Here is a 25,537-nt window from a genome sequence, read left to right on the forward strand (position 1 = left end):
TTTGTTTATGAGTTTAAAGTTTGATTACTTCTACCGTTTGACCATCTTTCAAGGCTTTACCACCTTCGGTAATGACAATTTCACCCACTTGAAGACCTGATTTTACTTCAACAAATGCACCCGAAGTATATCCAATTTCAATTGCTTTTTGAGTTGCTTTTGCATTGTTTTTACTGTCGATTTTATCGATTACATAAATTACTTTGCTTCCATCAGCTGTTTCCTGAAGAATATTTTCAGGAAGCAATAATGCTTTTGAATTTTTATAATCTTCGATTTTTAAAACAGCCACTTGGTTTGGGCGTAATAAATTATCCGGATTTGGCAAAGCGATTTCAATACCAAATGTTCGGTTATTTGGATTGATGTAATTTCCGATTTGACGTACTTTCCCTTTGTAGTTTTTACCTAAAGAATTTAAAAAAACATCAACCACAGCACCTAATTTTAATTGCCCGATATAGTTTTCCGGTACATTGGCGGTTACATACATGTTACTTAAGTTCACTATTCTGAATAAATTCATTCCCGGAGCAACCACTTTTCCTTTTTCAATCAACACTTCGTCAATTGTACCGCTAAATGGAGCCGTTACCAAGGTTTTGTTTAATTGCGATTTGATTTGAGCCACCATTTTTTGTTGGCTTTCCATGGCCGTTTTAGCTTGTAGGTATTGAATTTCTGAACCAATTTTTTGGTCCCAAAGATTTTTTTGTTTTTCAAAAGTAGTTTTGGCAAGAGCTAATTGCGTTTCCGCTTGTGCCAATTGTGAACTCATCCCACCATCGTCAATGCGGGCTAAAACTTGTCCTTTAGAAACACGTTGACCGGCTTTCACATTTACTTGTGTTAAAATACCTGAATATTCAGGACTAATCATGATGTTTTCTTTCGTGTCAACATTTCCTTGTATTTCGATGTAATGCGTAAATAGCGTATCTTTTAGCGTGATTGTTTGAACCAATGGATTTTTTTTGTTGGTATCCAATTCAGCAATGGCTTTGTCAAGTTTTGCTAATTCGGCTGCTACTTTTTCGTATTCTTTATGAACGCTTTCACGGGTAGCTTTAATTTTTGCTACATCTTTTGATTGGATAATTTCGTCAAGGTTTCCGTTTTTATTTTCACCTGAACAGGCAACGAACAAAAGAGAAAGAACAGTTATGGAAAGTATTTTTTTCATTTTTATAGAGTATATACGTTAATTATTTAGTTGTTATTTTTTCTAAGGCAGCTCTACTGTTGATCACATTTACCATAGATTGCAGGTAGTTTTGTTGAGCTGTGTAAAGTTGTCTTTGAGCTTCTGTAAATTCAAAACTGGTAGAAATTCCCTCAGAAAATTTAATTTGTTGTTTGCGTTCAATTCGTTCGGCTAATCTTAAATTTTCTTTGGTACTGATGTATTGTTCTACGTCAAATTCAAATTTGTTTTTGGCTGATTGGTATTCTAATTTTAAACGTTGTTCCACTTCGGTTAATTCCGTTTTGGCTTGATCTAAGGCAATTTTAGCTTGTTGCGTTCTGGCACTTCTTCCAAAACTACTGAATACCGGAATATTTAAATTTAAACCTAAATTAGAATAATTAAGCCATTTTTGGTCTTGATTTAAGAAGTCAAATTCGTTTGCAAAGGCATTGTATCCAAAATTAAGATTAGCTCCCAAAGAAGGCAAATATTTACTTTTTTCCAGTTTTAATTCTAAATTGCGTTGTTCCACAAAATTGGTCATAATGGTGTAATCAATGTTATTGGAAACCGAAAATTCTGAAGAAGCAAATGCCAAGTCTAAATTATTGACACTTAAAATTTCGAGTTTATCGGTTAAGCTAATTTCATCTTGAATTTCAATTCCTAAATTGATTTTCAGCATGTTATAAGCGATGTCTTTTAAGCGAATAGTATAATTAAGACTGCTGTTTATATTTGACAAAGTTATTTTCAATTGTTCGACACTTTCTTCTTCAATCAATCCATTTTTATAGGTTTGATCTGTCTCAAAAAGCGTTTTTTCTAAGGATGCTTTATTGTTTTTAAGAATTGAAATTGTTTCCTCAGATAGCAAAACATTACCATAAGAGTTGATTATCATTTCTTTTATTTCAATGTCCGTCTTTCTTTTTGAATTTTCATAAAATTCAAGGTAGGTTTTAGAGGCTTGTAAGGCTACAATATAAGAACCGTCAAAGATTAACTGGCTTAAAGTAGCTCTTGCGTTCATGTTTTGATTTGTGCCAAAAGCAACTTCTACAAATTCTCCGGGATTCCCGCCTACAATTTCAGCAGGAAGAATAGATTTTTGAAGCACAAAATTATTTTGATAATCAACGGTTGCATTAATTTGGGGTAAACCGGCCGCTGTTGTTTCCCATTTTTTCTTTTTTGCAGCTTCAATGTCACGCCCTGAATTAATGGAAGTGTAATTGTATTGAATAGCATGTGCAATAGCTTCTTGCAGTGAAAAAGAATAGCTTTTTTTGGTTTCTTGGGCCTGTAGTGTGAAGCCAAAAATAAATAGAAATAAAGTTATTTTAAATTTCATGTTTGGTTATTATGGTTAGTGACTGATGTTTTGTAACTGCTTTTCAAGTTCAATGATTCCTTGGGGAGTTGCCATTGCTCTTGTATGATATTCTAAAGCTTGTAATTCAAGTTTATTTGCTTCTTTTTCTGAACTGATATTTCCATTGATGCTAAAAATCAAGGTATAATAAAAGCCAACGTATGTTTCAACATGAATGTCTTCTCTGTACAAACCTTGTTGAATTCCTTTTTCAATATTCTGTTTAAAGATTGTGTTACATTCATTTATTTCTCTGTTCATTACAGTTTCATAAATTTCAGGATAATGTTTTTTCAATTGAAATATTGGGGAGGTATCTGAGGTTTTGAACATTTCTTTGAACATTTTTCTGATTTCAAAATTTTCTTCAATAGCATTGTGGTTTTGGGCAACAATGCTGTCAATTATTTGATGCACTTCTTTGTGAACCATCGCTGTACTCTCTTCAATGAGTAACTCCTTGTTGCAAAAGTATTTGTAAATAGTTTTTTTAGAAATACACATTTCTCCGGCAATATCATCCATGGTGACGCTCTTAAAACCTAGTTTTAGGAACAAATCAGTGGCTTTTGCAATAATTTTCTCTTTCATTTTTTTTATTTTATTAAACTGTAAATTCCAAATTTGCAATTAGTTTAATATTATTTCCGCTTGATAGGTAACCGACTTGATTAAACGAAGTAAAATCTAAACCGAAATCTTTTCTATTTATATCACCGGTTATTTCAAAGGCAGCTTTTTCCGTTCCGTTATATGATTTGATTCCAAGGTATTCAGCATCAAGCTCAATTACTTTAGTTATATTTCTAATGGTAAGGTTTCCTTTCAAAAAATTAATATTCTTATTTATTTTTTCAAAAGAGGTAGATTTAAAACTGATAATGGGATATTCTTTTTTATCTAACAAATCATTCAATTTTAAATGTGCTTTTTTAGGCTCCAATATTGTTTCATTATTATTTACATTAATCAAAAACTCTACTGATGCGGCTTCAATTTCATTGTCTTTCATTTCAACATATCCATCAAACTTATTTTGTGTACCTGTCATATAAGCCACAATCGAATGTCTCATCTTAATTAAGATATCTGATTGATTTGGGTCCATCATCCATTTGGTTTTCATAATTAATTAGTTTTAATAGATTGTTTTTATAAATATTCCACTATTTTTTTATCAGTAAATCGGGGACAAATGTAAAAAGGAAACTTTTAACACCAAAATAGTTTCCAAAGTATTTACATAAATTTAACATTTGTTAAAAGATGGAATGTTTCCAGCAATTTTCGCATTCGGCTTTTTTTGGTTTTCTTTGTGAATCTATAACTCAATCTATTCATTGAATATGCATTCAATCCAAGCTTATCAGGAACATTTTATAAACTATCTTCAGCAACAACATTTTTTACGCGACCCTAAAAACTTGTATGAACCTATTGATTACATTTTAGGTTTAGGGGGCAAAAGAATGCGACCTGTGTTAACATTAATGGCAGCAGAAGTGTTTGATGTAAATTTTGAAAAAGCACTTCCGGCAGCTACAGCGGTAGAAGTTTTCCATAATTTCTCGTTAGTTCACGACGATATTATGGACGATGCTCCGTTGCGAAGAGGAAAAGTAACCGTTCATGAAAAGTGGAATTTGAATACCGGCATTTTATCGGGAGATGCGATGTTGATTTTGGCTTACCAATATTTTGAAAATTATGAACCGGCCATTTTTAAAGATTTGGCCAAGTTATTCAGTAAAACAGCTCTTGAGGTTTGTGAAGGGCAGCAATACGATGTGGATTTTGAGACTAGAGACGATGTGACTCTTGCTGACTATTTAAAAATGATACAATATAAAACTGCTGTTTTAGTTGGAGCCGCCTTAAAGATGGGAGCAATTATCGCTCAAACATCCAAAGAAAATGCTGATTTAATTTATGAATTTGGACTTAATTTAGGCATTGCTTTTCAGTTACAAGATGACTATTTGGATTGTTTTGGTGATCCGGAAACATTTGGAAAACAAGTGGGTGGCGATATTATTGAAAATAAAAAGACCTATCTGTATCTCAAAGCAATTGAATTTGCACAGCCGCAAGAAAAAGCACAATTGTTGCATTTATATTCCATTCAACCACAGGACAATTCTGATAAAATTGAATCAGTAAAAGAAATTTTTACGCATACAGGAGCATCAAAAGCTACTCAAAAAGCTATAGAAGATTATACCCAGATGGCATTTGAAACTTTAAATAAAATGCAACTATCAGAAGATAAAAAAATAGCTTTAAAATCATTTGGCGAAAAATTAATGAAAAGAACAGTATAAAATATTTTTGATAGTTTATTGCAAGGTTATTTATGCTTATATTTAACAATTGTTTAATAATTTTAGAAATAGCAAATGCAAAAGGAACAACAAGATTACGCACTTTTTTTTAAGTTTATAGAAGCATACAGTCCGGAAGGATTCTCAACAATTAAGGAATCTGATTCGTTGATTTTGGATCTTGAAGAACAGATGGCTTTAAATAATCAATTTTTCTATTTTGCGGATTTATTAAAATTAAAAATTATATTCACCAGCAAGAAAAGCTTCGATATAATTGGTGTTCATCCAAACGATTTTGACCCACAGACCATCATCAACAAAACACATCCGGATGAACTTCCACGATTATTAAAGGCACGAACAAAACTTTTTAAAATAAGCGGAGATTTATTAGCTGGAAAAAAATCACACTCTTTATTTTCAACAAACATCAAAACTCAAAATAGTCAAGGAGAGTATTCAAATATACTCCATCAATTGTACTTTTTTTATTGCGAGTTAAATAAATCAGTTTATTTAATTAATATTCTTAACAATATAGATTGGTATACCAAAAATAAAAATGGTTTTCAGTATTATCATGGAGACAATCTTTCCTGTTTCAAGTACCCTGATGAGGATTTATTAAGTAAAGGCAACAATTTCTCAACCAGAGAATTTGAAATAATAAAACTCATAGAAAAAGGATTAAGTACCAAAGAAATAGCGGAAAAACTTTTCATAAGTCCATATACCGTTAATACTCATAGACGGAACATTATTGCTAAAACTGATAAACCGAAAATTGCGGATATTATTTCCGATCTTTTTGAAATGGGATTTTTATAAAACTATTTTAACAGTTTTCTGCCTTATTAATACAAAGATATTTTCTCTTATTATTAAATTCGAAGAGTAATTAAAAATAGCTAACATTAGGTATTTTTTTGTACTTTTAAAGAGGCTAAATTTGATTTGTACTATCTAAAGTCACAATTTAATGGGAAATTCTTGCAAATCTGATAATTATCATTTTATAAAATGGAAATCCAAGTTAAATTCGGACCTAAAATATAAACTTAACTAAATTTAAAATTATGAAAAAATTAGTTTTATTCATTGCATTCTTTTCATCACTATTGAGTTGGTCACAAGAAAATTTATTTACCATAAGTGGGGGATATGCCTTTGCCAATATTGAGGATTTCAGTGATGATGCAACCGGTTGGAGAATTAACGGAACTTATGAATACAGACCAATGAAAGGACCTGTAGCCCATGGATTTTCTTTTGGTTATATTTCTACTTCTGCTGAAACCACTACTTTAGTTGGGCAAACAAAATATGAAATCAATACTATTCCGGTTTATTATGCCCCTAAATATTTTTTTGGAAAAGGTTCAGCCCAAGGGTTTGTCAAAGGAGCATTAGGGATGCAATTTTCAAATTTAACCCGATCTGGTTCAGTTATTGGACTTGAAGATAATGATTCCGGATTTTATGGTGGACTCGGATTAGGTGGAATGAAAACCTTTAAAGAAAACTTTTTTATCAATGCTGAATATGAATGGGCTTATATGTCAAACAGTTTTTATAAAGATGGTTTTATGAATTCATTTTTGATTGGAATTGGAATGAAATTTTAATTATTCAATTTTATAAATAAAAAAATACTACAAAATGAGTCAGGCAATTAAACATTATAAAAAACATACTCTAGTTTTTTTCATTACTATACTATCACTAACCTTTTCGGTTGTTTCCGCTCAAAATGATACTCTTTCAAAAAAATGGCATTATTTGGGTGAAGTGTATATGATGTTTCCAAACATGAAAGGGGAAACCGGTGTTAGAGAGTTACCCACAGTAGCTGTTGATGCAACTGTTGGGGATATTTTAGGGCACCTGAAGATGGGCGGTATGTTTTATTTGGAAGCTACCAACGACGATTGGTCAATAAGTTCCGACTTTTTATACATGGATTTAGAGCAAGATGCGGTTCCAACTACTTTGATAACAAGCGGAAAAGTATCCATGCAACAAACCGCTTGGGAACTTGCCGGATTAAAACGAGTTCAACCTTGGCTTGATTTAGGTTTAGGTGGCCGATTAGTCAATCTACAAGCCGGAATTGATTTGCAAACGGTTATCAATGACAGAAGTGCTTCAATCGATCAAACTTGGGTAGATCCTATAATTATTGCCAGAACTCAAGGTGTTTTTACAGAAAAAATATATTGGCAGTTTAGAGGTGATTTTGGAGGATTTGGTTTAGGTTCCGATTTCACATGGCAAGCACAAGCCAACATTGGTTACCGATTCTCAAACCTTTTTCAAACCTCTATTGGTTATCGATACATTGGTATTGATTATGACAATGGAGAAGGCAGCGATCGATTTGTTTATGATGTAGACACTTTCGGAGCTGTTTTGCGACTTGGGTTTAACTTTTAAAAAATTTAAAAAATGAATAAAAAATTTAATTTAGTTTCTCTTTTTGTGTCTGCAGGATTACTGGTTTTAACCACTATATCATCAAATGCACAGGATAAAAAAACTACAACGACTCAAAAAGTTGAGTTAGATAGGACTTCGCTTCCTATTAAAACGCCATCTAGACAAACCACCAAAGAATTGGATGTTCGCAATGTTACACAACCTGTTCGTGTTGAGGTAAAAGCTCCTGAAGGTGCACCCAATGTGATTTTGGTTTTGCTCGATGACCTTGGTTTTGCCGGCACAAGTGCTTTTGGGGGTCCTGTAAGTACTCCTTCATTTGACAGGGTTGCAAACGAGGGTATTTATTACAATAATTTTCACACCACTGCTGTATGTTCTCCTACACGAGCGGCAATCAAAAGTGGTCGAAATCACCAAGTGAATAACATGGGTTTTATAACTGAAATGGCTACAGGTTTGCCCGGTGGTACAGGTGAAATTCCCGGTGAAGTAGCCCCCGTTGCAGAAATGCTTCGTTTGAATGGGTATAGCACAGGTGCTTTTGGAAAATGGCACGAAACAGCTGTTTGGGAAACCAGTATTTCCGGACCATTCGACCGCTGGCCAACCCGTCAAGGATTTGATAAATTTTATGGCTTCTTAGGAGGTGAAACCAATCAATGGGCACCTTTTATTTACGATGGAACACATCCGGTAGAATTGCCCGATGATCCTAATTATCATTTCATGAATGATATGACCAATCAGGCTGTGGCGTGGATGAAATTTCAAAAAGCAATGACACCGGATAAGCCTTATTTTATGTTTTTTGCACCGGGTGCTACTCACGCTCCACATCATGTACCACAAAGCTACATTGACAAATGGAAAGGGAAATTTGATGGTGGTTGGGATGCCATGCGTCAACAAATATTGGATCGTCAAGTAAAAATGGGTATTGTTCCCAAAGGCACGAAATTAGCACCAAAACCGGAAGCCATTCAGCAATGGGATAAATTATCTGCGAATGAAAAAAAATTATTTATCCGTCAAGCGGAAACATTTGCAGGATATCTAGATATGGCTGATTATGAAATTGGTCGTTTATTGGACGCCGTTGAACAAACCGGACAGGCCGATAATACGATGATTATTTTTGTTTATGGCGACAATGGAACCAGTGCCGAAGGTGGTGCTAATGGTATGTTCAGCGAAATGACTTATTTCAATGGTGTTCAAGAAACAGTAGAAGATATGCTTAAAAAAGTGGATAAATGGGGTGGTCCGGAAACCTATCCGCACATGGCAGCAGGTTGGGCAGTAATGTTCGATACGCCTTACTCATGGACTAAGCAAGTTGCTTCAGACCCAGGTGGAACCAAAGTAGGCATGGCAATTCGCTGGCCTAAAGGGATTAAAGCCAATGGAGGTTTACGTCCACAGTTTAGCCACGTAATTGATATTGCTCCAACAATTTTAGAAGCAGCCGGTTTGCCTGAACCAAAAATGGTTAATGGTGTAGTTCAACGTCCGATGGATGGAAAAAGTCTGGTCTATTCATTTAATGACGCTACTGCCAAAGAAACACACACTACCCAATATTTTGAAATGGCCGGTAACCGAGCAATGTATCATGAAGGTTGGTATGCACGAACTATTCATAGAGCACCTTGGGAGCAAAAACCCAGAAGACCTTTACAAGAGGATATCTGGGATTTATATTATATGCCAACTGATTTTAGCCTTGTTAATAACCTTGCTACCAAGAATCCTGATAAATTAAAAGAACTTCAAGCATTGTTTATGAAGGAAGCAGAAAAAAGTTTTGCACTACCGGTAGATGACCGTATGTTTGAACGATTAGATGCTACAGCAGTGGGTCGTCCAACACTTTTAGGTAACCGAAACTCGCTCACTCTCGCTGAAGGTATGGTGGGTATTCCTGAAAACTCTTTTCTCAATGTTAAAAACAGATCAAAAACCATCACGGCAGATATTGAAATTTCAGCAGACAAAACAGCCAATGGAATTCTAATTGCACAAGCCGGACGTTTTGGGGGATGGGCACTTTATATAATAAATGGTACATTAGCTTATGACTATAACTTCCTTGGATTGCAACGTTTTACGGTAGAATCGGGACAAAAATTAACTCCAGGAAAACATACTGTAAAATTTGATTTTGCTTATGATGGTGGCGGACTTGCAAAAGGTGGTTTAGGAACCCTGTACATTGATGGTAAAAAAGTAGGCGAAGGAAGAATTGAACGTACTCAACCCGGAATATTTTCAGCTGATGAAACAGTAGATGTTGGTATTGATTTAGCGACACCGGTAGTGGAGAGAATTGGTGCTGAAGCTAAATCGAAATTCAACGGAAGCATTCCTAAATTGGTGGTGGAGATTAAATAAATTATAGGAGATTATAAAGTATAATATAAAAGTCAAAAAATAAATTTAATTTAACCTTCATTAAAATTAATTATTTGTTGCGGATTAATATTTCAATTTAAAAAATAAAAAAATGAAAACAGTAAAGTTTGTAGTAGTTCTGCTTCTCTTTTTTGGGATGCAAAATGTGATAGCCCAAGCGGATGTCAAAGAAAATGTAGCAATGATTAAGAAAAATCTAGCTGACAGTAAGGAGAAAATTAAAAAGTATGAATGGATTGAAACCACCACGGTTTTTTATAAAGGTGAGCAAAAATCTGTTATTCAAAAGCAATGTTATTATGCTGTGGATGGAAAGTTAACAAAAGTGGAGACAGGCGGTTCAACTCCAGCAGAAAAAAAGAGAGGAATAAAAGGAAAAATTGCTGAAAACAAAAAAGAGGAAATGTCCGATTATATGAAAAAAGCAATCGAAAAAATCCATACCTATTTACCTCCGGCTCCGGAAAAAATTCAAAAAAATTATAATGACGGAAAAACCACTATTCAGATAGTTGAACCAAACACTAAGTTTAAGCTCGGTTTTCCTGATTATAACGAGCCTAGTGATATGCTTTCGGTGACTGTGAATAAGCCAAACCAAAAAATCATGTCTTTAGAAGTAAGTACTTCTGTTGATGACCCTAAAGAAAAAGTAGTTTTTAATGTTAATTATAGTGATTTACCGGATGGAACTCAATATGCCAGCAAAACTATTCTTGATGCTCAAGCCAAAGATGTAAAAATAATTATCGAAAATTCAGGATTTAAAAATGCTTCCGGAAAATAAAAGTTCACAGCATTAGTAAGTATTTTTTGAAATTCAATTGAAATCGGTTAGTCTTATTCTATTTTGTATCTTTACAAGCTAGTTTAAGACTAACTTTTTTTTATGAATTATCTTGCTCCAACATCAACCGATCACCTCTTAACCGAAGCCGAAAAAGAAAACCTGTACCTCAAATTGATTGAGCAACTTAACAAAGATTTTAATTTTGCCAATGAACCGATTGATGTTCCTTTAAGTACTTCACCTAATGAGTTGAAAATTCAATTACACGAAAAAGTGTACCGACTTATTCAATATAAATTTGCTGAATATTTAAACCTGCTTTATATTATTGATGTATCCGAAACCGAAGTTAAAAAACTCGATGGTTCCGACATTTCAGAATTGGCAGAACAAGTTGCTTTTTTAATTTTGAAAAGAGAATGGCAAAAAGTATGGTTTAGAAATAAACTTTGAAAATAACTGATAAAAAACTTGCATATGTTTAAGTTTAATTTTAATTTTAATTTTGAAATCATTAATAATCAAACATTTAAGTTTATGAAAGCAAGAAAAATTTTAGTTGGTATTGGAATGATTTTATTTTCTTATTTGGCATTTATTGCTTGTAACAATGAAGATAACTACGAAAATAAAGATAGTGAGTTAAAAAAGGGGAAATATGAAAAGATGGATTCTTTTTTTGGTGCTAAAATAGGTGTGTTAAAAAACAAAGAAGTACAAGTTGTAGTTACGAAAGACGATATACTAAAATTTGCTAAAGAAGCCTTAAAAGACACAAAGTTAGACTTAAAACCATTTGATTATAAAATAATTGAAGAAAAAGGCGTAAAATATTTAAGAATTTACAGTCAAAACAATTATGTTTCCACAGTTGAACTCCTAGAAGATAAGAATAATTCTTTAAAAGTTGCTAATACAGTTTGTACATCTACTGCTTGTGCTTCAGGCGGAGGTTGTATTCCAAATGGAAGCTATTGTACTGCTTGTGAATATAGCAATGGTTTGCCAGGGGATTGTACTAGAACAACAAGTGGTTAAATAATTGAAATTTAAATATTACAAAAAATGTTTTTCAAATTAATTTGAAAAACATTTTTTATAAATAAAAACCATTAAAAATAAACTCTAACAAACGGTAACCAAGGTTCCGCGTAGATTTCATCACTATTGTATAAAACGTTATAACGAATTCCAACGGTCACATTTCCTGAAAAATAACCGGCACCCAGATACAAACCGGTATTCCAAAAATTATCTTCATAGCTAATTGGGTATTCATTTGTAACATTATATCGCAATTGTTCCAATTCAACTGAGAGTTGTAAAAAATCAATTGGATTTGACAAGGCAATTAATGAACCGCCATATATCCAGGATTCGTAGTAATTTTTCTCCTGAGCATAACTTCCTCTAAGGCCAACACCAAAACTGAAATAACGGTTAAAATCATATATGGCACTTGGAGCTAAAGTTACCTCTGTATAATTGCTCCCGAAATTCATTCCAATCGCTCCACCAAAACGGACTTTCTTCCAAAAATCACTAGATGCAGCGGAATTGTCTTGAGCAAATGAAAGATTCAATCCCATGAAAAGCAATAAAAAAATGCTTACTCTTTTAAAAAATATTAATTTTCTCATACCTATACCTTTTTAGCAAATTACAGTCATAAAAGTATGTAAAAATAAATAAAAGATTATTGCAAATATTGTACTTTTGCAAAACTATTTTTAACAAATAAGGTTTATTACTACTAATTATGGATAGGTTTTCCTTTTTAAACGCAGCACACACTCAATTCTTTGCCGATTTATACGAACAATATACCGTTAATCCGGATACTGTTGAACCAAGTTGGAGAGCATTTTTTCAAGGGTTCGATTTCGGAATGGAATCTTCCAATGAAGAACAGGCCATTAATCAATTAGCCGATTTTTCATCCGGAAATCAAGATTATAGTTTGGTATCTGAAAAGCTTCAAAAAGAATTCAAAGTTCTAAAATTGATTGATGGCTATAGAACCCGTGGCCATTTATTTACCAAAACAAATCCGGTTCGAGAGAGAAGAACGTATGCTCCAACCTTAGCTTTGGAGAATTTCGAACTTTCTGCTTCTGATTTAGACACTGTTTTTGATGCTGCAAAGGTCTTGGGTCATCAGCCTTCAACCTTGAGAGACATAGTGAAGCATCTTGAAAATGTATATTGTCAATCGATAGGAATTGAATACATGTACATCCGTAAACCGGAAGTAATTGAATGGATTCAAAAGAAATTAAATATCAACGACAATTTACCCAATTTTTCTGCTGATGAAAAAAAACATATACTGCATAAACTAAACGAAGCTGTATCTTTTGAAAACTTTTTGCACACCAAATATGTAGGACAAAAAAGATTTTCATTAGAAGGCGGAGAAACCATAATTCCCGCTTTGGATGCCTTGATTGAAGCTGCTGCTGAAAAAGGTGTTGAAAAATTTGTCATGGGAATGGCTCATCGTGGACGATTAAACATTTTAGCCAATATTTTTAGAAAAGAAACGCAAGATATTTTTTCAGAATTTGACGGGAAAGATTATGACAAAGAATATTTTGACGGTGATGTGAAATACCATTTGGGATTAACGGCCGACAGAAAAACAAAATCCGGGAAAAATATCAACATAAATTTGGCACCAAATCCTTCCCATTTAGAAACGGTTGGAGCAGTTATTGAAGGAATTACCAGGGCTAAGCAAGATAAATATTTTCCGAATGATTTCTCAAAAGTATTGCCCATTGCTGTTCACGGAGATGCCGCAGTTGCCGGTCAGGGAATTGTTTATGAAATCGTCCAAATGGCTCATTTGGATGGGTATAAAACAGGTGGGACTATTCATATTGTCATTAACAATCAAGTTGGTTTTACTACTAACTATTTAGACGCTCGTTCTTCGGTATATTGTACAGATGTTGCCAAAGTAACTTTGTCGCCTGTTCTTCATGTAAATGCTGACGATGCAGAAGCGGTGGTTCATGCCATGCTTTTTGCCTTAGATTTCCGAATGACTTTTGGAAGAGATGTATTTATTGATTTGCTAGGGTACAGAAAATATGGACACAACGAAGGTGATGAACCTCGTTTTACGCAACCGGTTTTATACAAAATCATTGCTCGTCACAAAAACCCCAGAGATATTTATGCAGAGAAATTAATTATTGATGGAATTGTAAACCAAGCTTACATTACAAAAATAGAAAACGAATACAAAGCAAACTTAGATCAAAATTTAGAAGCCTCTCGTAAAAAAGAATTGACTGTTATCACTCCATTTATGCAAAATGAATGGGAAGGATTCGTGCAAGTGAGTGACGATGAAATGTTGAAAAAAGTGAATACTACTTTTGACAAAAAGAAATTAGATGCCATTGCTGAAACAATTTCTACATTACGATCGGATAAAAAATTCATTAGTAAAATCAGTAAGATTGTTACCGATAGAAAAACGATGTATGACAACGATGCGATTGATTGGGGTACAGCCGAATCGTTAGCTTACGGTACTCTTTTAACCGAAGGATATGATGTTCGTATTTCAGGTCAGGATGTAGAAAGAGGGACCTTTTCACATCGCCATGCTGTTGTAAAAGTAGAAGACAGCGAGGAAGAAGTTGTTTTGTTAAACGGATTAAAAGATAAAAAAGGGAAGTTTAATGTGTTTAATTCCTTCCTTTCAGAATATGGTGTTTTAGGATTTGATTATGGGTATGCTTTAGCTAATCCTAACGCTTTAACCATTTGGGAAGCACAATTTGGTGATTTTTCCAACGGAGCACAAATTATGATTGACCAATACATTTCGTGTGGCGAAGACAAATGGAACAACCAAAACGGAATCGTGCTATTATTACCTCACGGTTATGAAGGTCAAGGAGCCGAGCACTCATCTGCCAGAATGGAGCGTTATTTACAATTATGTGCCCGTCATAATATGTATGTAGCCGATTGTACCACGCCTGCTAATTTCTATCATTTGTTGCGTAGACAAATGAAAACCAAGTTCAGAAAACCATTGGTGGTATTTTCACCAAAAAGTTTATTGCGTCATCCATCCTGTGTGTCAACCAAAGAAGAATTGTACAACGGAAGTTTCCAAGAAACCATTGATGACCATTCAGTAGATAAGAAAAAAGTAAAAACACTCGTGTTCTGTACCGGTAAATTCTACTACGACATTCTTGCCGAAAGAGAAAACTTAAGCAGAAATGATGTAGCTTTGGTACGAATTGAGCAGTTGTTCCCGTTGCCGGTTGAGCAATTGAAAGCAATCATTGCCGGTTATCCAAATGCGGATGATTATGTTTGGGCACAAGAAGAGCCCAAAAACATGGGGGCTTATAGTTTTATGTTGATGAATTTTGATTTGGTAAAATGGCGATTAGCATCGTTAAAAGCTTACGCTGCTCCTGCTGCCGGTAGCCATACCCGAGACAGAAGACGTCATGCCGATGCGATTAGAATGGTATTTGATAAAAATTTGTTTAGATAAATTTATTAGTCTTGAAAAAAATTGTTAGCATAGTATGTTTGTTTTTTTCATTAATAGGGTTTACTCAAGATTTGAAACAGCCCAGAGAAGGTAAATCTGTGGTCTATTTTACCAGAACATCAGGATTCGGGATGCTTATTAATTTTAAGTATTTTGATGGAGAAAATTATTTAGGGAAGTTTAATTATGGTAAGTATTTAGCATATGAATGTGAACCGGGTAAACATTTGTTCTGGGTTAAGGCTGAAAATTTTGATTTTGTTGAAGCTGAATTAGAAGCCGGTAAAATATATATTATTGATGCCGAACCACAAATGGGAGCAATCAAATCAGGCGTTAAATTTGTTCCTTTTGATAACAACCCTGCAAGTTATAAAGATGAGAAGAAATATCTAAAGAAGAAAAAGTTGATTGTTGATTCCATTATAAAAAACAAAGAATATACTTTGAGTGAAGAAGATTACAATGAAGAAAAGAAGTATAACTTGGATGATGTTATTAAAAAAGGAATAGAAAAGTATAATAAAAAAGTTGAGGAAGGTTTTGTTTTTGCAAAAATGACTTCAGAAATGAATTATCAATAAATAGACTTTAGGGTTTTTAAAGCCTTCAATTTAAAAAGAAAATTATGATTTTAGAAATGAAAGTCCCATCACCGGGCGAATCAATTAAAGAAGTTGAAATTGCTACTTGGTTAGTAAAAGATGGTGATTATGTTGAAAAAGATCAAGCTATTGCAGAGGTAGATTCAGATAAAGCAACCTTAGAATTACCTGCTGAAGCAAGTGGAATTATCACTTTAAAAGCTTCTGAAGGTGATGCGGTTGCCGTAGGAGCTGTGGTTTGTTTAATCGATACCTCTGCTGCTAAACCGAGCGGTGATGCATCAAAAGTTGAAACAAAACCAGCAGTTGAAGCACCAAAAGTTGAAGAGAAAAAAGCAGAGGCTCCTAAAGCTGCTCCGGTTGCCGAGAAAACTTATGCAACACAAGCACCTTCACCGGCTGCTCGTAAACTATTAGACGAAAAAAACATTCAACCTTCCGATATCGTTGGAACCGGAAAAGGCGGAAGAATTACTAAAGACGATGCAGTAAATGCTATTCCATCCATGGGAACACCAACCGGCGGAAGTCGTGGTTCAGAACGCACCAAATTATCAATGCTTCGTCGTAAAGTAGCCGAAAGATTAGTTTCAGCTAAAAACGAAACCGCGATGTTAACGACGTTTAACGAAGTTGATATGACCTCAATTTATGCTTTGCGTGCAGAATATAAAGATGCATTTAAAGATAAACACGGTTTAGGGTTAGGCTTTATGTCTTTCTTTACAAAAGCTGTAACCCGTGCCTTAAAATTGTATCCGGATGTTAATTCAATGATTGACGGTCAAGAAAAAATAGCTTATGATTTTTGTGATATTTCAGTAGCCGTATCAGGGCCAAAAGGATTGATGGTTCCGGTCATGCGAAATGCCGAAACACTATCTTTCAGAGGTGTAGAAGCTGAAATTAAACGATTGGCAATCAGAGCCCGTGACGGACAAATTACAGTTGATGAAATGACCGGTGGAACATTTACCATTTCAAATGGTGGTGTTTTTGGAAGTATGCTTTCTACGCCAATTATCAATCCGCCGCAATCGGGAATTCTTGGAATGCACAATGTAGTTGATAGAGCTATTGTAAAAAATGGTCAAATTGTGATTGCTCCGGTAATGTATGTGGCGTTGTCATACGACCATAGAATCATCGACGGACGCGAGTCAGTTGGATTTTTAGTAGCTGTAAAAGAAGCGTTGGAAAACCCGGTAGAAATTTTGATGGACAACAATCCTAAAAAGGCATTGGAGCTTTAGTTTCAAATTTCTATAAAAAAAATCCCGATTTGAATTTTCTAATCGGGATTTTTTTATTTAGGGAGTATTGATTTTATCTCCTAGAAATAAAATCATTCAATTCATCTGCACTCGAACTAAACGAAAATACATTATTAACGTTAAAATAATTTTGTGGTTCAACGCAGGCATCATAAGCAAACTTAGCAAAGTCTAATTTGGTTTCTTCAAACCCAAAAATCTTACATATTTCAACGATTTGATTTGTGTTTAAACAATTGTTTTGGGCAATTTGTTTTGCTGTTTTAAGTCTTGATTCGTCAAACCCTTGATTTTTAATAGTTTGCAAAGCACTACTAAAATTTCCATTATTCATTGGTCTTGCTCCATAACAACCAACAGGTGCAGGTTCTTGATGACCTACAATTGTACCTCCTGTTGTTACCGTTGTTGTTTCTGTCACGGTAGTACTTCCGCTAAAAACCGGATCGTTGATAGAAATGTTGACACCAACACCTCCAACGCTTACTCCTGCATTTACACCGCCTATTGTTGAGGTAGTAGTGGTTGTTTGTTGTACCACACCAACCGGAGCAGATTGTTGAATAATTACTTGTTGCGGTGGTGCAGGTTGGCCCCAACGCGTTACATAGACATTAGATGGTGGAACAAAACCCTGAACAACCGGTATCATCGAGAAGAAATTTAACTTCATTTTTTTGTTGTTATTCTTGTCTCGTTTGATTTTGTAAGTTACATCCATAAATAAACCATCTACATCTGTAACTTGTAAATAGTTTTTAGAAATTTCATTTCTGGTATTGTCCTCAAAAATAATTTTGGCATTGTAATAAGGTTGTACTAATTCTTCTACACGAAGGTTGGTTTGAGCAACATCATTAATGCGTTCTCCATTTAAAATCAGGTAAAATTTATCACCATCTTCTGAAAAAATAGTCAAATGTCCAAAAGGCTGAATTTGCCCAAAAGAAAGGGTTGAAAGTAATAATACAAATGCTGTAAGGGTAAATCTTTGTTTCATATTCTTAAATATTTTAGGTTTTAAAAGTAGTTACTTTATCGAATTTTTCAAAAATAATGCCAAAATAATGCTAAAATTAATTTGTTTTGAAAGTAAATAAAATTATTCTTACTACATCAAATATAAATAATGATTAAAGTAATCGATAATTGCTTTTCCTTCTAACAAGACATCGGCACCAATAATACCGTGAACGGGTTTGGCTTTATATTGAGTTAACGCTAAATTGACATGGGTTAAATCAAAAATAACCAACTGTACTTTGTTTGTTTTCCATCTTCCCATTTGGAGTTCTATGTCTTTTCCAATTTGGGTATCCATTCCGGTAGCTCCGGCACCGGCAGCTTTGGTTTTTGAATCTTTTGCACTCACTTTGAAGAAATCTACAAATTCATAATCGATGCAACAGTTTGACGCACCGGTGTCTAAAATAAAATTTCCTTTAACGCCATTTATGGTCGCTTTTACCAATAAATGTTGTGTTTTGGAGACTTTAAAAGCAATTTTTTTATAGCCTTTCTTTTTGATAACAGCGTGTAGATTTTTCATTTACTTCTTTTGATTTCCAAATGTAAATTAAAATTTATATTGAAACAAAAGCTACTAGTATTATCTACCTTTTTACTTATTTTTGCACGATGATTTTAACAGATACACATACGCATTTATATTCTGATGAATTTGATTCAGACCGTGATGAAATGATTCAAAGAGCTATTTCAAACGGAGTAACACGTTTTTTTGTCCCTGCGATTGATTCAACGTGTACTCAATCAATGTATGATTTGGAACAAAAATATCCCAATACTATTTTTTTGATGATAGGATTGCACCCGTGTTATGTCAAAGAAAATTATGAAGCTGAATTAGCTCATATCGAAGCACAATTAGCCAACCGAAAATTTATAGCCATCGGCGAAATTGGCATCGATTTATATTGGGATAAAACGACCTTAGAAATTCAAAAAAGAGCCTTCAAATATCAAATACAATTGGCTAAAAAGTATAAACTTCCCATCGTGATTCATTGTCGTGAATCATTTGATGAAATATTTGAAGTGTTAGAGGAAGAAAAAAGTGAAGAGTTGTTTGGCATATTTCATTGCTTTTCCGGAAATTTAGAACAAGCCAAAAAAGCAATTTCTTATCGTATGAAATTAGGAATAGGCGGGGTTGTTACTTTTAAAAACGGAAAAATTGACCAATTCATCAATCAAATTGACATTAACGAACTGGTTCTAGAAACGGATTCGCCATATCTGGCTCCAGCACCTTATCGTGGTAAGCGTAACGAAAGTAGTTATGTGAAATTAGTAGCTTCAAAACTTAGTGAATTATATGGTGTTTCTGTTGAGGAAATAGCTCGAATTACAACAGAAAATTCAAAGTCGGTGTTTGGGATTTAATTAAATTATTCTGTAAAAAGTCACATTTTTTTTGTTCATTTGTAGATTAAAACACCAGTAAAATGTCAAAATTTGATCCGATTCGTCCTTTCTACGACAGTGAAGTAAACGAAGGAATCCGCTCAGTGCTTCACCATCCAATGATGAAGGCTTTGATGAATTTTACATTCCCGGATGTGGAAGAATCCGTTTGGAAAGAGCAATTATTAAAGACTCATTCTATTCGCGATTTTCAAGTTAATTTTATATATCAATCGGTTCAAAAGGTTTTACAACGAAGTTCGGAGGGCTTAACAACTTCCGGTTTTGAAAAATTAGAAAAAAACACTTCTTACCTTTTTATTTCCAATCACCGCGATATTATTTTAGATACTTCTTTATTAAATGTCTCTCTGTATGATCATGGTTTAGTGATGACGGCCTCTGCCATTGGGGACAACTTAGTTAAGAAAGACTTTCTTTTAAAATTATCGAGGTTGAACCGAAATTTTTTGGTTTTACGCGGTTTACCCCCAAGAGAATTATTGCAGAGTTCAAAATTGATGTCGGAATATATCGGTCAATTACTTTTGCGTGAAAATCGTTCTGTTTGGATTGCTCAACGTGAAGGCAGAACAAAAGATGGGAACGATGCCACTCATCAAGGCGTTTTAAAAATGCTTGCCATGGGTTCCGACGAGGAGAATGTGATGGATTATTTTAAGAAAATAAAAATTGTTCCGGTGTCTATCTCCTACGAATATGATCCGACGGATGCATTAAAAATGCCGCAACTCATGGCTGAAGCCAATAACGAAATCTATATCAAAGAAAAAAATGAAGATTTTATTACGTTATTAAGCGGAATTATGGGGCAGAAAAAAAGAATACATATTCATGTAGGTGATGCTTTACATAAAGAAATTGACGAAATTAAACGTAAACAAGATAATTCTAATCGTCAAATTCAATGTTTAGCACAAGTAATTGATGATTCTATTTTGAGCACGTATCGTTTGTGGCCTACTAATTTTATTGCTTATGACATTTTACATAAAACAAATAAGCATAGTCATTTGTATACAGAAAACGAGAAATCACTATTCGAAAGACGTTTAGAACTAAAAATAGACAATACAAATCAAGTGATGGTAGATAGCTTTTTAGCAATGTATTCTAATCCGGTCAGTAATAAGTTGAATTATCACGATGCACTCTAAGGCAAATATTCTATTGTTGTATACCGGTGGAACCATCGGAATGATGAAAGACTTTGAGACAGGAGCTCTAAAGGCTTTCAATTTCAAAAAGTTGTTGCAGCGAATCCCAGAATTGAAACAATTGGATTGTACTATTGAAACACTATCTTTTGAAAAACCAATAGATTCTTCTAATATGAATTTGCAACGTTGGGTTGAAATGGCTGAAGTAATAGAACAAAAATATGAAGAATTTGATGGTTTTGTGATTTTACATGGTTCAGATACGATGTCCTATTCTGCATCAGCATTAAGTTTTATGTTGGAAAATTTAGCCAAACCGGTTATTTTTACCGGTTCTCAACTCCCTATTGGCGATTTAAGAACTGATGCTAAAGAAAATTTAATAACGGCTATTCAAATTGCCTCACTTAAACAGAAAGGTAAATCCGTTTTTAGAGAAGTTTGTTTGTATTTCGAATATAAATTATACCGAGGAAATCGAACCACAAAAATTAATGCTGAGCATTTTAATGCTTTTCGGTCGCCTAATTTTCCACCTTTAGCTGAATCCGGAGTACATTTAAAAGTTAACAATGAAACTATTTCAACTAAAATTTCAACAAAAAGATTAGTTGTTCACAAAGAAATGGATTCCAATGTTGTGATTGTAAAGATGTTTCCCGGACTAAATGAAACGGTTTTGTCGGCTTTATTTGAAATACCAAATTTAAAAGGAATAATTTTAGAAACATATGGTGCTGGAAATGCTCCAACGGAAGAATGGTTTATTTCTACACTGAAAAAAGCAATAAAAAAAGGAATTTACGTTATCAATGTGACACAATGTTCCGGTGGAAGTGTCAATATGGGGCAATATGAAACGAGTACCTATCTAAAAAAAATAGGAGTAATCTCAGGAAAAGACATCACAACAGAGGCTGCAATAACCAAATTAATGTATTTATTAGGACAAAATGTTTCAGCTAAAGTGTTCAAAACCATTTTTGAAACTCCCTTGCGAGGAGAATTGTCATAAAAATAACAAAATTAATTTTTCCAAGTGAGATTTTTTTTGTTATTTGGCACTCTTGAAATGCGTTGTAATAATGTAGGAGAGGTGTCCGAGTGGTCGAAGGAGCACGCCTGGAAAGTGTGTATACTCCAAAAGGGTATCAAGGGTTCGAATCCCTTTCTCTCCGCTCATTTTTTTTATCAATGTGTGTTTTTTTAAAAATTAATTTATACCTTTAACCTGATTAACTAATTAAAATTAAGAACAAAAGCAATGAAGAAATTATTTTCTATTTTGGCAATCACAGGTCTAATGATGTTTGGAACAGTTCAAGCACAAGACTCTACTCAAACAACTGAACCGGCAGCTGTTGAAGCTGCAGCAGCTCCTACTGCTGAAGCAACTACGGAAGATGTCGCTGCTGAGGCTACCGACGAAACGGCAGAAAGAGGTTTTACACAAGAATTAAAACAACGTTTTATTGAAGGAGGTCCTGAATATATGGGGGCGGTACTTTTATGTTTAATTCTTGGTTTAGCTATTGCAATTGAAAGAATTATTTATTTAAATCTTTCTACTACAAATTCAAAAAAATTAATTAAAGAAGTTGAAGAGGCTCTTCAATCTGGTGGAGTAAATGCTGCAAAAGAAGTTTGTAGAAATACTCCAGGACCAGTAGCTTCAATTTTTTATCAAGGTCTTGACCGTTCATCTCACGGAATTGATTCTGCTGAAAAATCAATTGTTGCTTATGGTGGCGTTCAAATGGGATTATTAGAGAAAAATGTTTCTTGGATTTCATTGTTTATTGCTTTGGCACCGATGTTAGGTTTCTTGGGAACTGTAATCGGGATGATTATTGCATTTGATAAAATTGAGGCAGCAGGAAATATGGATGCTTCGTTGGTTGCAGGAGGTATTAAAGTTGCGTTACTAACAACCGTATTCGGACTTATTGTTGCAATGATTTTACAAGTATTTTATAATTATATTACTGCAAAAATTGACTCAATTGTAAATGATATGGAAGATGCTTCTATCAGTTTGATAGATATTCTTTCGGATTATCTAAAAAAATAATTTATAAATAAAATTAAAAATGAATATTTATAAACTAACAAAAATAGTTGTCGCAATTATTGGTCTTATAAGTGTGGTATTGTTTTTTATCACATTAGGACAGACTCAAACGATAGACAGCAGTGTTACTGGAATTTTTATTTTTTTGTCTTATGTTGTATTATTTGCTGCAATTATTGCAGTGTTATATTTCGTATTCAGAAATTTATTTAAACACAAAGATGAATTTAAACAAACCCTTATTACCACAGGTTTATTTCTTGGTATAGTTTTGATTGCATTTATCTTTGCAGATAGTACTGAAGTGAAATTAAAAGATGGAATTGTTATTGGTTCAGGATACTCAAAAGCAATTAGTACTGGATTAAATACTTTTTATATTTTAGCCATAGCATCTGTTGGAACATTAGTGTTCTCCAACTTTAAAAAATTCAAAAAATAATTAATTATGGGAAGAAAGAGAAGTGCGCCACCCGAAGTAAATGCTGGATCAATGGCAGATATTGCATTCCTACTTTTGATTTTCTTCTTGGTGACTACGACCATTCAAACCGATCAGGGAATTAACCGTAAGTTACCTCCTATTGATGATACTGAAAGACCTGAAGATAATTTAGTAAAAGAGAAAAATATTTTTACTGTGTTAATTAACAGAAACGATCAGTTATTAGTTGAAGATAAGTTAATGGATTTAAAAGATTTAAGACAAGCGGCCATTAAATTTCTTGATAATGGGGGTGATGGTACTTGTACTTATTGTAGAGGTACACATGAAGAAGCTTCTTCTGATAATCCTGAAAAAGCAATTATATCACTTCAAAATGATGCTGAAACATCCTATAAAGCCTATATTGCTGTTCAGAATGAATTGGTTGCCGCCTATTACTTTTTAAGAGACAGAGAATGTCTTGCAAGGTATAATGTGACATTTAGAGAACTTGAGGCGATGTTCGATGATCCTAAAACCAAAGAAGCTAAAAGAAATAAAATTGAACCTTTGATAAAAGATATTCAAGCTTTGTTTCCACAAAAACTTTCTGAGGCTGAGCCAAAAAGAAATTAATATTAAATTTTAGAAAAATGTCTAGATTTAAAAAGAAAGCAACCGGAGATGTTCCCGCTATTTCAACAGCATCGTTGCCTGATATCGTATTCATGTTGTTATTTTTCTTCATGGTGTCCACTGTAATGAAAGACGAAGATTTATTAATCCAAAATAGTCTGCCCAAAGCAGATCAAATTACAAAATTGGAGAAAAAAGATCGTGTAATGTTTATTTTTGCAGGTAAGCCTCATGAAAAGTATCGTAAACAATATGGAGAAGGTGCCAGAATACAATTAAATGATCGCCTTTCAGAAGTTACTGATATAAAGAATTTTATTTTAGCAGAAAGAGCAGCTAGAGATCCTGAATTAGAAAAAGTACTTACTACGTCCTTAAAAATTGATAAGGATGCTAAGATGGGTCTTGTTGGCGAAATTAAACAAGAATTAAGAAAAATGGATGCTTTAAAAATTAATTATACCACTACAAAAGGTAGTGTGATTGATTAAAATCTATTAATTCATATTAGAGCCACGCCTAGCGTGGCTTTTTTTTTGTAATTTTAACTTTCAAAATAGAATGTATGCGATTACTTGTTTTTTTTATTTTATTAAGTTGTTCATTAACAGCACAAGATACGCTTACTTTAAAAAAAAATGTGGATTTAAAATATAGAGAGGATCAATTCTATGTTGGAATCACCTATAATACCTTTCTTAACAAGCCTAGTGATATGGCTCAAAAAACATTCTCTCCAGGAATTAATTTAGGTTTTTTAAGAGATATGCCCATTAACCAAGACCGAACTTTTGCAGTAGCCACCGGTTTGGGAATCTCCTACCAAGCGTATAGTCAAAATTTATTAATTACGGAGGATCAAGGAGATTATAATTATTCTATTATAGAATCGGATGTTTCTTATACAAGAAACAAATTTACAATGTTAAACGTTGACCTTCCAATAGAATTCAGATGGCGTACTTCAACACCGGAAAGTCATAAATTTTTTAGATTATATACAGGGGTTAAATTAAGTTATTTATTGTATGATGAATCTCGTTTTATCTCTAACGAAGGAAATGAAATAGTTAAAAATAATCCTGAAGTTAATGCTTTTCAATATGGTGTTTACTTAGCAACGGGATATAATACTTGGAATTTTTATGCTTATTATGGCATAAACACTCTTTTTGATTCAACTGTAGCTAATATTGGAGGAAATCCTTTAGATGTTAGTGTCTTACATTTAGGACTTCAATTTTATATTTTATAGCCATAAGGGCCAAAATATAATTTGAGGTAGTCCTCCACAAATAAAACCCAAAATTAATTCTGTAAATGTATGGGCTTTCATCACTAAACGGGATGAAGCTACAAAACCAATCAGTAGTATTAAGGTAGAAATTGTGTATAACATTGGTATTTCTACACATTGGCTTAGGCCTATTACAAAAAAAGTTAATGCGACAATTCCAACCATGTGTAAACTAGCTTTTTTGCGTGCTAGTAGTAAAATAAAAACTAATATCGAACTAAACAGTCCACCTAAAAAAAAATAGTATAATTCCGGTATTCTGTCGAGGGTTATGCTTTTTTGGGTAAGAACAAAAAGTAATATGCAGTTTAAAAGTATTGGAATTTTACGTTGTGCTACTTGTTCAATCATTATAGAATCAATTTTTCCCAAAGAAAGTAAAAGATAGAAAAGTGAAATGGGAATTAAAACTGTAATAATGACAATTTGAATCATGAATAAATACATTTCTTGCAAAACATAAAAATCACGAAACAAAATAAAGTACAGCAAAGAAGCATAAACCGATATAAAAAGCGGATGGAAGAGATAAGAAAATATAGGAAGTATTTTTTTCAAA

27 protein-coding genes and 1 tRNA gene are annotated in these 25,537 nt (G+C 33.6%); 20 read left to right on the forward strand and 8 right to left on the reverse strand.

Features of this window, described 5'->3' with window-relative positions; all coding sequences use genetic code 11:
* Nucleotides 1-13: 13 nt before the first annotated feature.
* Genes C0512_RS04610 through C0512_RS04625 form a run of 4 tightly spaced genes read right to left on the reverse strand, consistent with a single transcriptional unit; the run spans nt 14 to nt 3,690 of the window.
* The gene (locus tag C0512_RS04610) at nt 14-1,183 is read right to left on the reverse strand and encodes an efflux RND transporter periplasmic adaptor subunit (protein WP_290859287.1); all 1,170 of its coding nucleotides are present in this window, start codon (nt 1,181-1,183) and stop codon (nt 14-16) included.
* Between the two features lie 22 nt (nt 1,184-1,205).
* Nucleotides 1,206-2,543 carry a TolC family protein gene (locus C0512_RS04615; RefSeq protein ID WP_290859289.1) on the reverse strand — a complete coding sequence of 446 codons (1,338 nt, stop codon included), beginning with the start codon at nt 2,541-2,543 and terminating at the stop codon, nt 1,206-1,208.
* A 15-nt stretch (nt 2,544-2,558) separates the two neighbouring features.
* A complete protein-coding gene (locus C0512_RS04620; protein WP_290859291.1) occupies nt 2,559-3,155 on the reverse strand; it encodes a TetR/AcrR family transcriptional regulator in 597 nt (198 codons plus the stop codon).
* A 13-nt stretch (nt 3,156-3,168) separates the two neighbouring features.
* The gene (locus C0512_RS04625; RefSeq protein WP_290859293.1) at nt 3,169-3,690 is read right to left on the reverse strand and encodes a YceI family protein; all 522 of its coding nucleotides are present in this window, start codon (nt 3,688-3,690) and stop codon (nt 3,169-3,171) included.
* Between the two features lie 220 nt (nt 3,691-3,910).
* Between C0512_RS04625 and C0512_RS04630 the strand changes: the two genes are divergently transcribed.
* The 8 genes from C0512_RS04630 (at nt 3,911) to C0512_RS04665 (ending at nt 11,567) form a co-directional block, all read left to right on the forward strand.
* On the forward strand, nt 3,911-4,885 hold the full coding sequence (locus C0512_RS04630) for a polyprenyl synthetase family protein (RefSeq protein ID WP_290859295.1): 975 nt from the start codon (nt 3,911-3,913) through the stop codon (nt 4,883-4,885).
* A 75-nt stretch (nt 4,886-4,960) separates the two neighbouring features.
* Nucleotides 4,961-5,716 carry a LuxR C-terminal-related transcriptional regulator gene (locus C0512_RS04635; protein ID WP_290859297.1) on the forward strand — a complete coding sequence of 252 codons (756 nt, stop codon included), beginning with the start codon at nt 4,961-4,963 and terminating at the stop codon, nt 5,714-5,716.
* A gap of 248 nt (nt 5,717-5,964) precedes the next feature.
* Nucleotides 5,965-6,513, forward strand: a complete 549-nt coding sequence (locus C0512_RS04640) for an outer membrane beta-barrel protein (RefSeq protein WP_290859298.1) — start codon at nt 5,965-5,967, stop codon at nt 6,511-6,513.
* 34 nt (nt 6,514-6,547) lie between these two features.
* Nucleotides 6,548-7,321, forward strand: coding sequence for a hypothetical protein (locus tag C0512_RS04645; RefSeq protein WP_290859299.1), 774 nt, complete (start codon nt 6,548-6,550; stop codon nt 7,319-7,321).
* A gap of 12 nt (nt 7,322-7,333) precedes the next feature.
* On the forward strand, nt 7,334-9,718 hold the full coding sequence (locus tag C0512_RS04650; protein WP_290859300.1) for an arylsulfatase: 2,385 nt from the start codon (nt 7,334-7,336) through the stop codon (nt 9,716-9,718).
* 112 nt (nt 9,719-9,830) lie between these two features.
* Nucleotides 9,831-10,526, forward strand: coding sequence for a hypothetical protein (locus C0512_RS04655; protein ID WP_290859301.1), 696 nt, complete (start codon nt 9,831-9,833; stop codon nt 10,524-10,526).
* Between the two features lie 102 nt (nt 10,527-10,628).
* A complete protein-coding gene (locus C0512_RS04660) occupies nt 10,629-10,982 on the forward strand; it encodes a hypothetical protein (protein WP_290859303.1) in 354 nt (117 codons plus the stop codon).
* An 84-nt stretch (nt 10,983-11,066) separates the two neighbouring features.
* Entirely contained in the window at nt 11,067-11,567 is a 501-nt protein-coding gene (locus C0512_RS04665; protein WP_290859304.1) for a hypothetical protein, read from the forward strand.
* Nucleotides 11,568-11,641: 74 nt separating this feature from the next.
* On the opposite strand, the gene C0512_RS04670 is transcribed toward C0512_RS04665, so the two are convergent.
* Complete coding sequence (locus C0512_RS04670) at nt 11,642-12,169, reverse strand: hypothetical protein (protein WP_290859305.1); 528 nt, start codon at nt 12,167-12,169, stop codon at nt 11,642-11,644.
* A 119-nt stretch (nt 12,170-12,288) separates the two neighbouring features.
* Here C0512_RS04670 and C0512_RS04675 point away from each other — a divergent pair, with 119 nt between their 5' ends.
* Genes C0512_RS04675 through odhB form a run of 3 tightly spaced genes read left to right on the forward strand, consistent with a single transcriptional unit; the run spans nt 12,289 to nt 16,918 of the window.
* Nucleotides 12,289-15,060 carry a 2-oxoglutarate dehydrogenase E1 component gene (locus C0512_RS04675; RefSeq protein ID WP_290859306.1) on the forward strand — a complete coding sequence of 924 codons (2,772 nt, stop codon included), beginning with the start codon at nt 12,289-12,291 and terminating at the stop codon, nt 15,058-15,060.
* Between the two features lie 11 nt (nt 15,061-15,071).
* Nucleotides 15,072-15,644, forward strand: coding sequence for a hypothetical protein (locus tag C0512_RS04680; RefSeq protein WP_290859307.1), 573 nt, complete (start codon nt 15,072-15,074; stop codon nt 15,642-15,644).
* A 44-nt stretch (nt 15,645-15,688) separates the two neighbouring features.
* Nucleotides 15,689-16,918, forward strand: coding sequence for a 2-oxoglutarate dehydrogenase complex dihydrolipoyllysine-residue succinyltransferase (gene odhB, locus C0512_RS04685; protein WP_290859309.1), 1,230 nt, complete (start codon nt 15,689-15,691; stop codon nt 16,916-16,918).
* 73 nt (nt 16,919-16,991) lie between these two features.
* On the opposite strand, the gene C0512_RS04690 is transcribed toward odhB, so the two are convergent.
* Complete coding sequence (locus tag C0512_RS04690) at nt 16,992-17,939, reverse strand: DUF4476 domain-containing protein (protein WP_290859311.1); 948 nt, start codon at nt 17,937-17,939, stop codon at nt 16,992-16,994.
* A gap of 111 nt (nt 17,940-18,050) precedes the next feature.
* Nucleotides 18,051-18,488, reverse strand: a complete 438-nt coding sequence (locus C0512_RS04695) for a retropepsin-like aspartic protease (RefSeq protein WP_290859312.1) — start codon at nt 18,486-18,488, stop codon at nt 18,051-18,053.
* Nucleotides 18,489-18,577: 89 nt separating this feature from the next.
* On the opposite strand from C0512_RS04695, the gene C0512_RS04700 reads away from it, so the two are divergent.
* From C0512_RS04700 to C0512_RS04740, 9 genes are all read left to right on the forward strand, one after another.
* Complete coding sequence (locus C0512_RS04700) at nt 18,578-19,345, forward strand: TatD family hydrolase (RefSeq protein ID WP_290859314.1); 768 nt, start codon at nt 18,578-18,580, stop codon at nt 19,343-19,345.
* Between the two features lie 62 nt (nt 19,346-19,407).
* The gene (locus tag C0512_RS04705) at nt 19,408-20,544 is read left to right on the forward strand and encodes a 1-acyl-sn-glycerol-3-phosphate acyltransferase (RefSeq protein ID WP_290859316.1); all 1,137 of its coding nucleotides are present in this window, start codon (nt 19,408-19,410) and stop codon (nt 20,542-20,544) included.
* Nucleotides 20,534-21,562 (forward strand): asparaginase, encoded by a 1,029-nt coding sequence (locus C0512_RS04710; protein WP_290859318.1) that lies wholly within the window; start codon nt 20,534-20,536, stop codon nt 21,560-21,562. Before C0512_RS04705 ends, C0512_RS04710 begins: the two co-directional genes overlap by 11 nt.
* 75 nt (nt 21,563-21,637) lie before the next feature.
* Nucleotides 21,638-21,725 (forward strand) — tRNA-Ser (locus C0512_RS04715).
* Nucleotides 21,726-21,811: 86 nt separating this feature from the next.
* Entirely contained in the window at nt 21,812-22,618 is an 807-nt protein-coding gene (locus C0512_RS04720; protein WP_290859320.1) for a MotA/TolQ/ExbB proton channel family protein, read from the forward strand.
* Between the two features lie 19 nt (nt 22,619-22,637).
* Complete coding sequence (locus tag C0512_RS04725) at nt 22,638-23,060, forward strand: hypothetical protein (RefSeq protein WP_290859322.1); 423 nt, start codon at nt 22,638-22,640, stop codon at nt 23,058-23,060.
* Nucleotides 23,061-23,066: 6 nt separating this feature from the next.
* On the forward strand, nt 23,067-23,681 hold the full coding sequence (locus C0512_RS04730; RefSeq protein ID WP_290859324.1) for a biopolymer transporter ExbD: 615 nt from the start codon (nt 23,067-23,069) through the stop codon (nt 23,679-23,681).
* Between the two features lie 17 nt (nt 23,682-23,698).
* A complete protein-coding gene (locus C0512_RS04735) occupies nt 23,699-24,172 on the forward strand; it encodes a biopolymer transporter ExbD (protein WP_290859325.1) in 474 nt (157 codons plus the stop codon).
* Nucleotides 24,173-24,246: 74 nt separating this feature from the next.
* Nucleotides 24,247-24,936 carry a porin family protein gene (locus tag C0512_RS04740; protein ID WP_290859326.1) on the forward strand — a complete coding sequence of 230 codons (690 nt, stop codon included), beginning with the start codon at nt 24,247-24,249 and terminating at the stop codon, nt 24,934-24,936.
* Here C0512_RS04740 and C0512_RS04745 read toward each other — a convergent pair.
* Nucleotides 24,931-25,536: a hypothetical protein gene (locus C0512_RS04745; protein ID WP_290859327.1), complete on the reverse strand. Its 606-nt coding sequence runs from the start codon at nt 25,534-25,536 to the stop codon at nt 24,931-24,933. The genes C0512_RS04740 and C0512_RS04745 overlap by 6 nt on opposite strands.
* Between the last annotated feature and the right edge of the window lies 1 nt (nt 25,537).

Origin of the sequence: Flavobacterium sp., assembly GCF_013822155.1 — a bacterium.
Lineage (GTDB): Bacteria > Bacteroidota > Bacteroidia > Flavobacteriales > Flavobacteriaceae > Flavobacterium.

Coding starts and splice junctions, on each gene's coding strand:
- C0512_RS04610 (WP_290859287.1), bottom strand. CDS start 1,183: ATGAAAAAAATACTTTCCATAACTGTTCTTTCTCTTTTGTTCGTTGCC.
- C0512_RS04615 (WP_290859289.1), bottom strand. CDS start 2,543: ATGAAATTTAAAATAACTTTATTTCTATTTATTTTTGGCTTCACACTA.
- C0512_RS04620 (WP_290859291.1), bottom strand. CDS start 3,155: ATGAAAGAGAAAATTATTGCAAAAGCCACTGATTTGTTCCTAAAACTA.
- C0512_RS04625 (WP_290859293.1), bottom strand. CDS start 3,690: ATGAAAACCAAATGGATGATGGACCCAAATCAATCAGATATCTTAATT.
- C0512_RS04630 (WP_290859295.1), top strand. CDS start 3,911: ATGCATTCAATCCAAGCTTATCAGGAACATTTTATAAACTATCTTCAG.
- C0512_RS04635 (WP_290859297.1), top strand. CDS start 4,961: ATGCAAAAGGAACAACAAGATTACGCACTTTTTTTTAAGTTTATAGAA.
- C0512_RS04640 (WP_290859298.1), top strand. CDS start 5,965: ATGAAAAAATTAGTTTTATTCATTGCATTCTTTTCATCACTATTGAGT.
- C0512_RS04645 (WP_290859299.1), top strand. CDS start 6,548: ATGAGTCAGGCAATTAAACATTATAAAAAACATACTCTAGTTTTTTTC.
- C0512_RS04650 (WP_290859300.1), top strand. CDS start 7,334: ATGAATAAAAAATTTAATTTAGTTTCTCTTTTTGTGTCTGCAGGATTA.
- C0512_RS04655 (WP_290859301.1), top strand. CDS start 9,831: ATGAAAACAGTAAAGTTTGTAGTAGTTCTGCTTCTCTTTTTTGGGATG.
- C0512_RS04660 (WP_290859303.1), top strand. CDS start 10,629: ATGAATTATCTTGCTCCAACATCAACCGATCACCTCTTAACCGAAGCC.
- C0512_RS04665 (WP_290859304.1), top strand. CDS start 11,067: ATGAAAGCAAGAAAAATTTTAGTTGGTATTGGAATGATTTTATTTTCT.
- C0512_RS04670 (WP_290859305.1), bottom strand. CDS start 12,169: ATGAGAAAATTAATATTTTTTAAAAGAGTAAGCATTTTTTTATTGCTT.
- C0512_RS04675 (WP_290859306.1), top strand. CDS start 12,289: ATGGATAGGTTTTCCTTTTTAAACGCAGCACACACTCAATTCTTTGCC.
- odhB (WP_290859309.1), top strand. CDS start 15,689: ATGATTTTAGAAATGAAAGTCCCATCACCGGGCGAATCAATTAAAGAA.
- C0512_RS04690 (WP_290859311.1), bottom strand. CDS start 17,939: ATGAAACAAAGATTTACCCTTACAGCATTTGTATTATTACTTTCAACC.
- C0512_RS04695 (WP_290859312.1), bottom strand. CDS start 18,488: ATGAAAAATCTACACGCTGTTATCAAAAAGAAAGGCTATAAAAAAATT.
- C0512_RS04700 (WP_290859314.1), top strand. CDS start 18,578: ATGATTTTAACAGATACACATACGCATTTATATTCTGATGAATTTGAT.
- C0512_RS04705 (WP_290859316.1), top strand. CDS start 19,408: ATGTCAAAATTTGATCCGATTCGTCCTTTCTACGACAGTGAAGTAAAC.
- C0512_RS04710 (WP_290859318.1), top strand. CDS start 20,534: ATGCACTCTAAGGCAAATATTCTATTGTTGTATACCGGTGGAACCATC.
- C0512_RS04720 (WP_290859320.1), top strand. CDS start 21,812: ATGAAGAAATTATTTTCTATTTTGGCAATCACAGGTCTAATGATGTTT.
- C0512_RS04725 (WP_290859322.1), top strand. CDS start 22,638: ATGAATATTTATAAACTAACAAAAATAGTTGTCGCAATTATTGGTCTT.
- C0512_RS04730 (WP_290859324.1), top strand. CDS start 23,067: ATGGGAAGAAAGAGAAGTGCGCCACCCGAAGTAAATGCTGGATCAATG.
- C0512_RS04735 (WP_290859325.1), top strand. CDS start 23,699: ATGTCTAGATTTAAAAAGAAAGCAACCGGAGATGTTCCCGCTATTTCA.
- C0512_RS04740 (WP_290859326.1), top strand. CDS start 24,247: ATGCGATTACTTGTTTTTTTTATTTTATTAAGTTGTTCATTAACAGCA.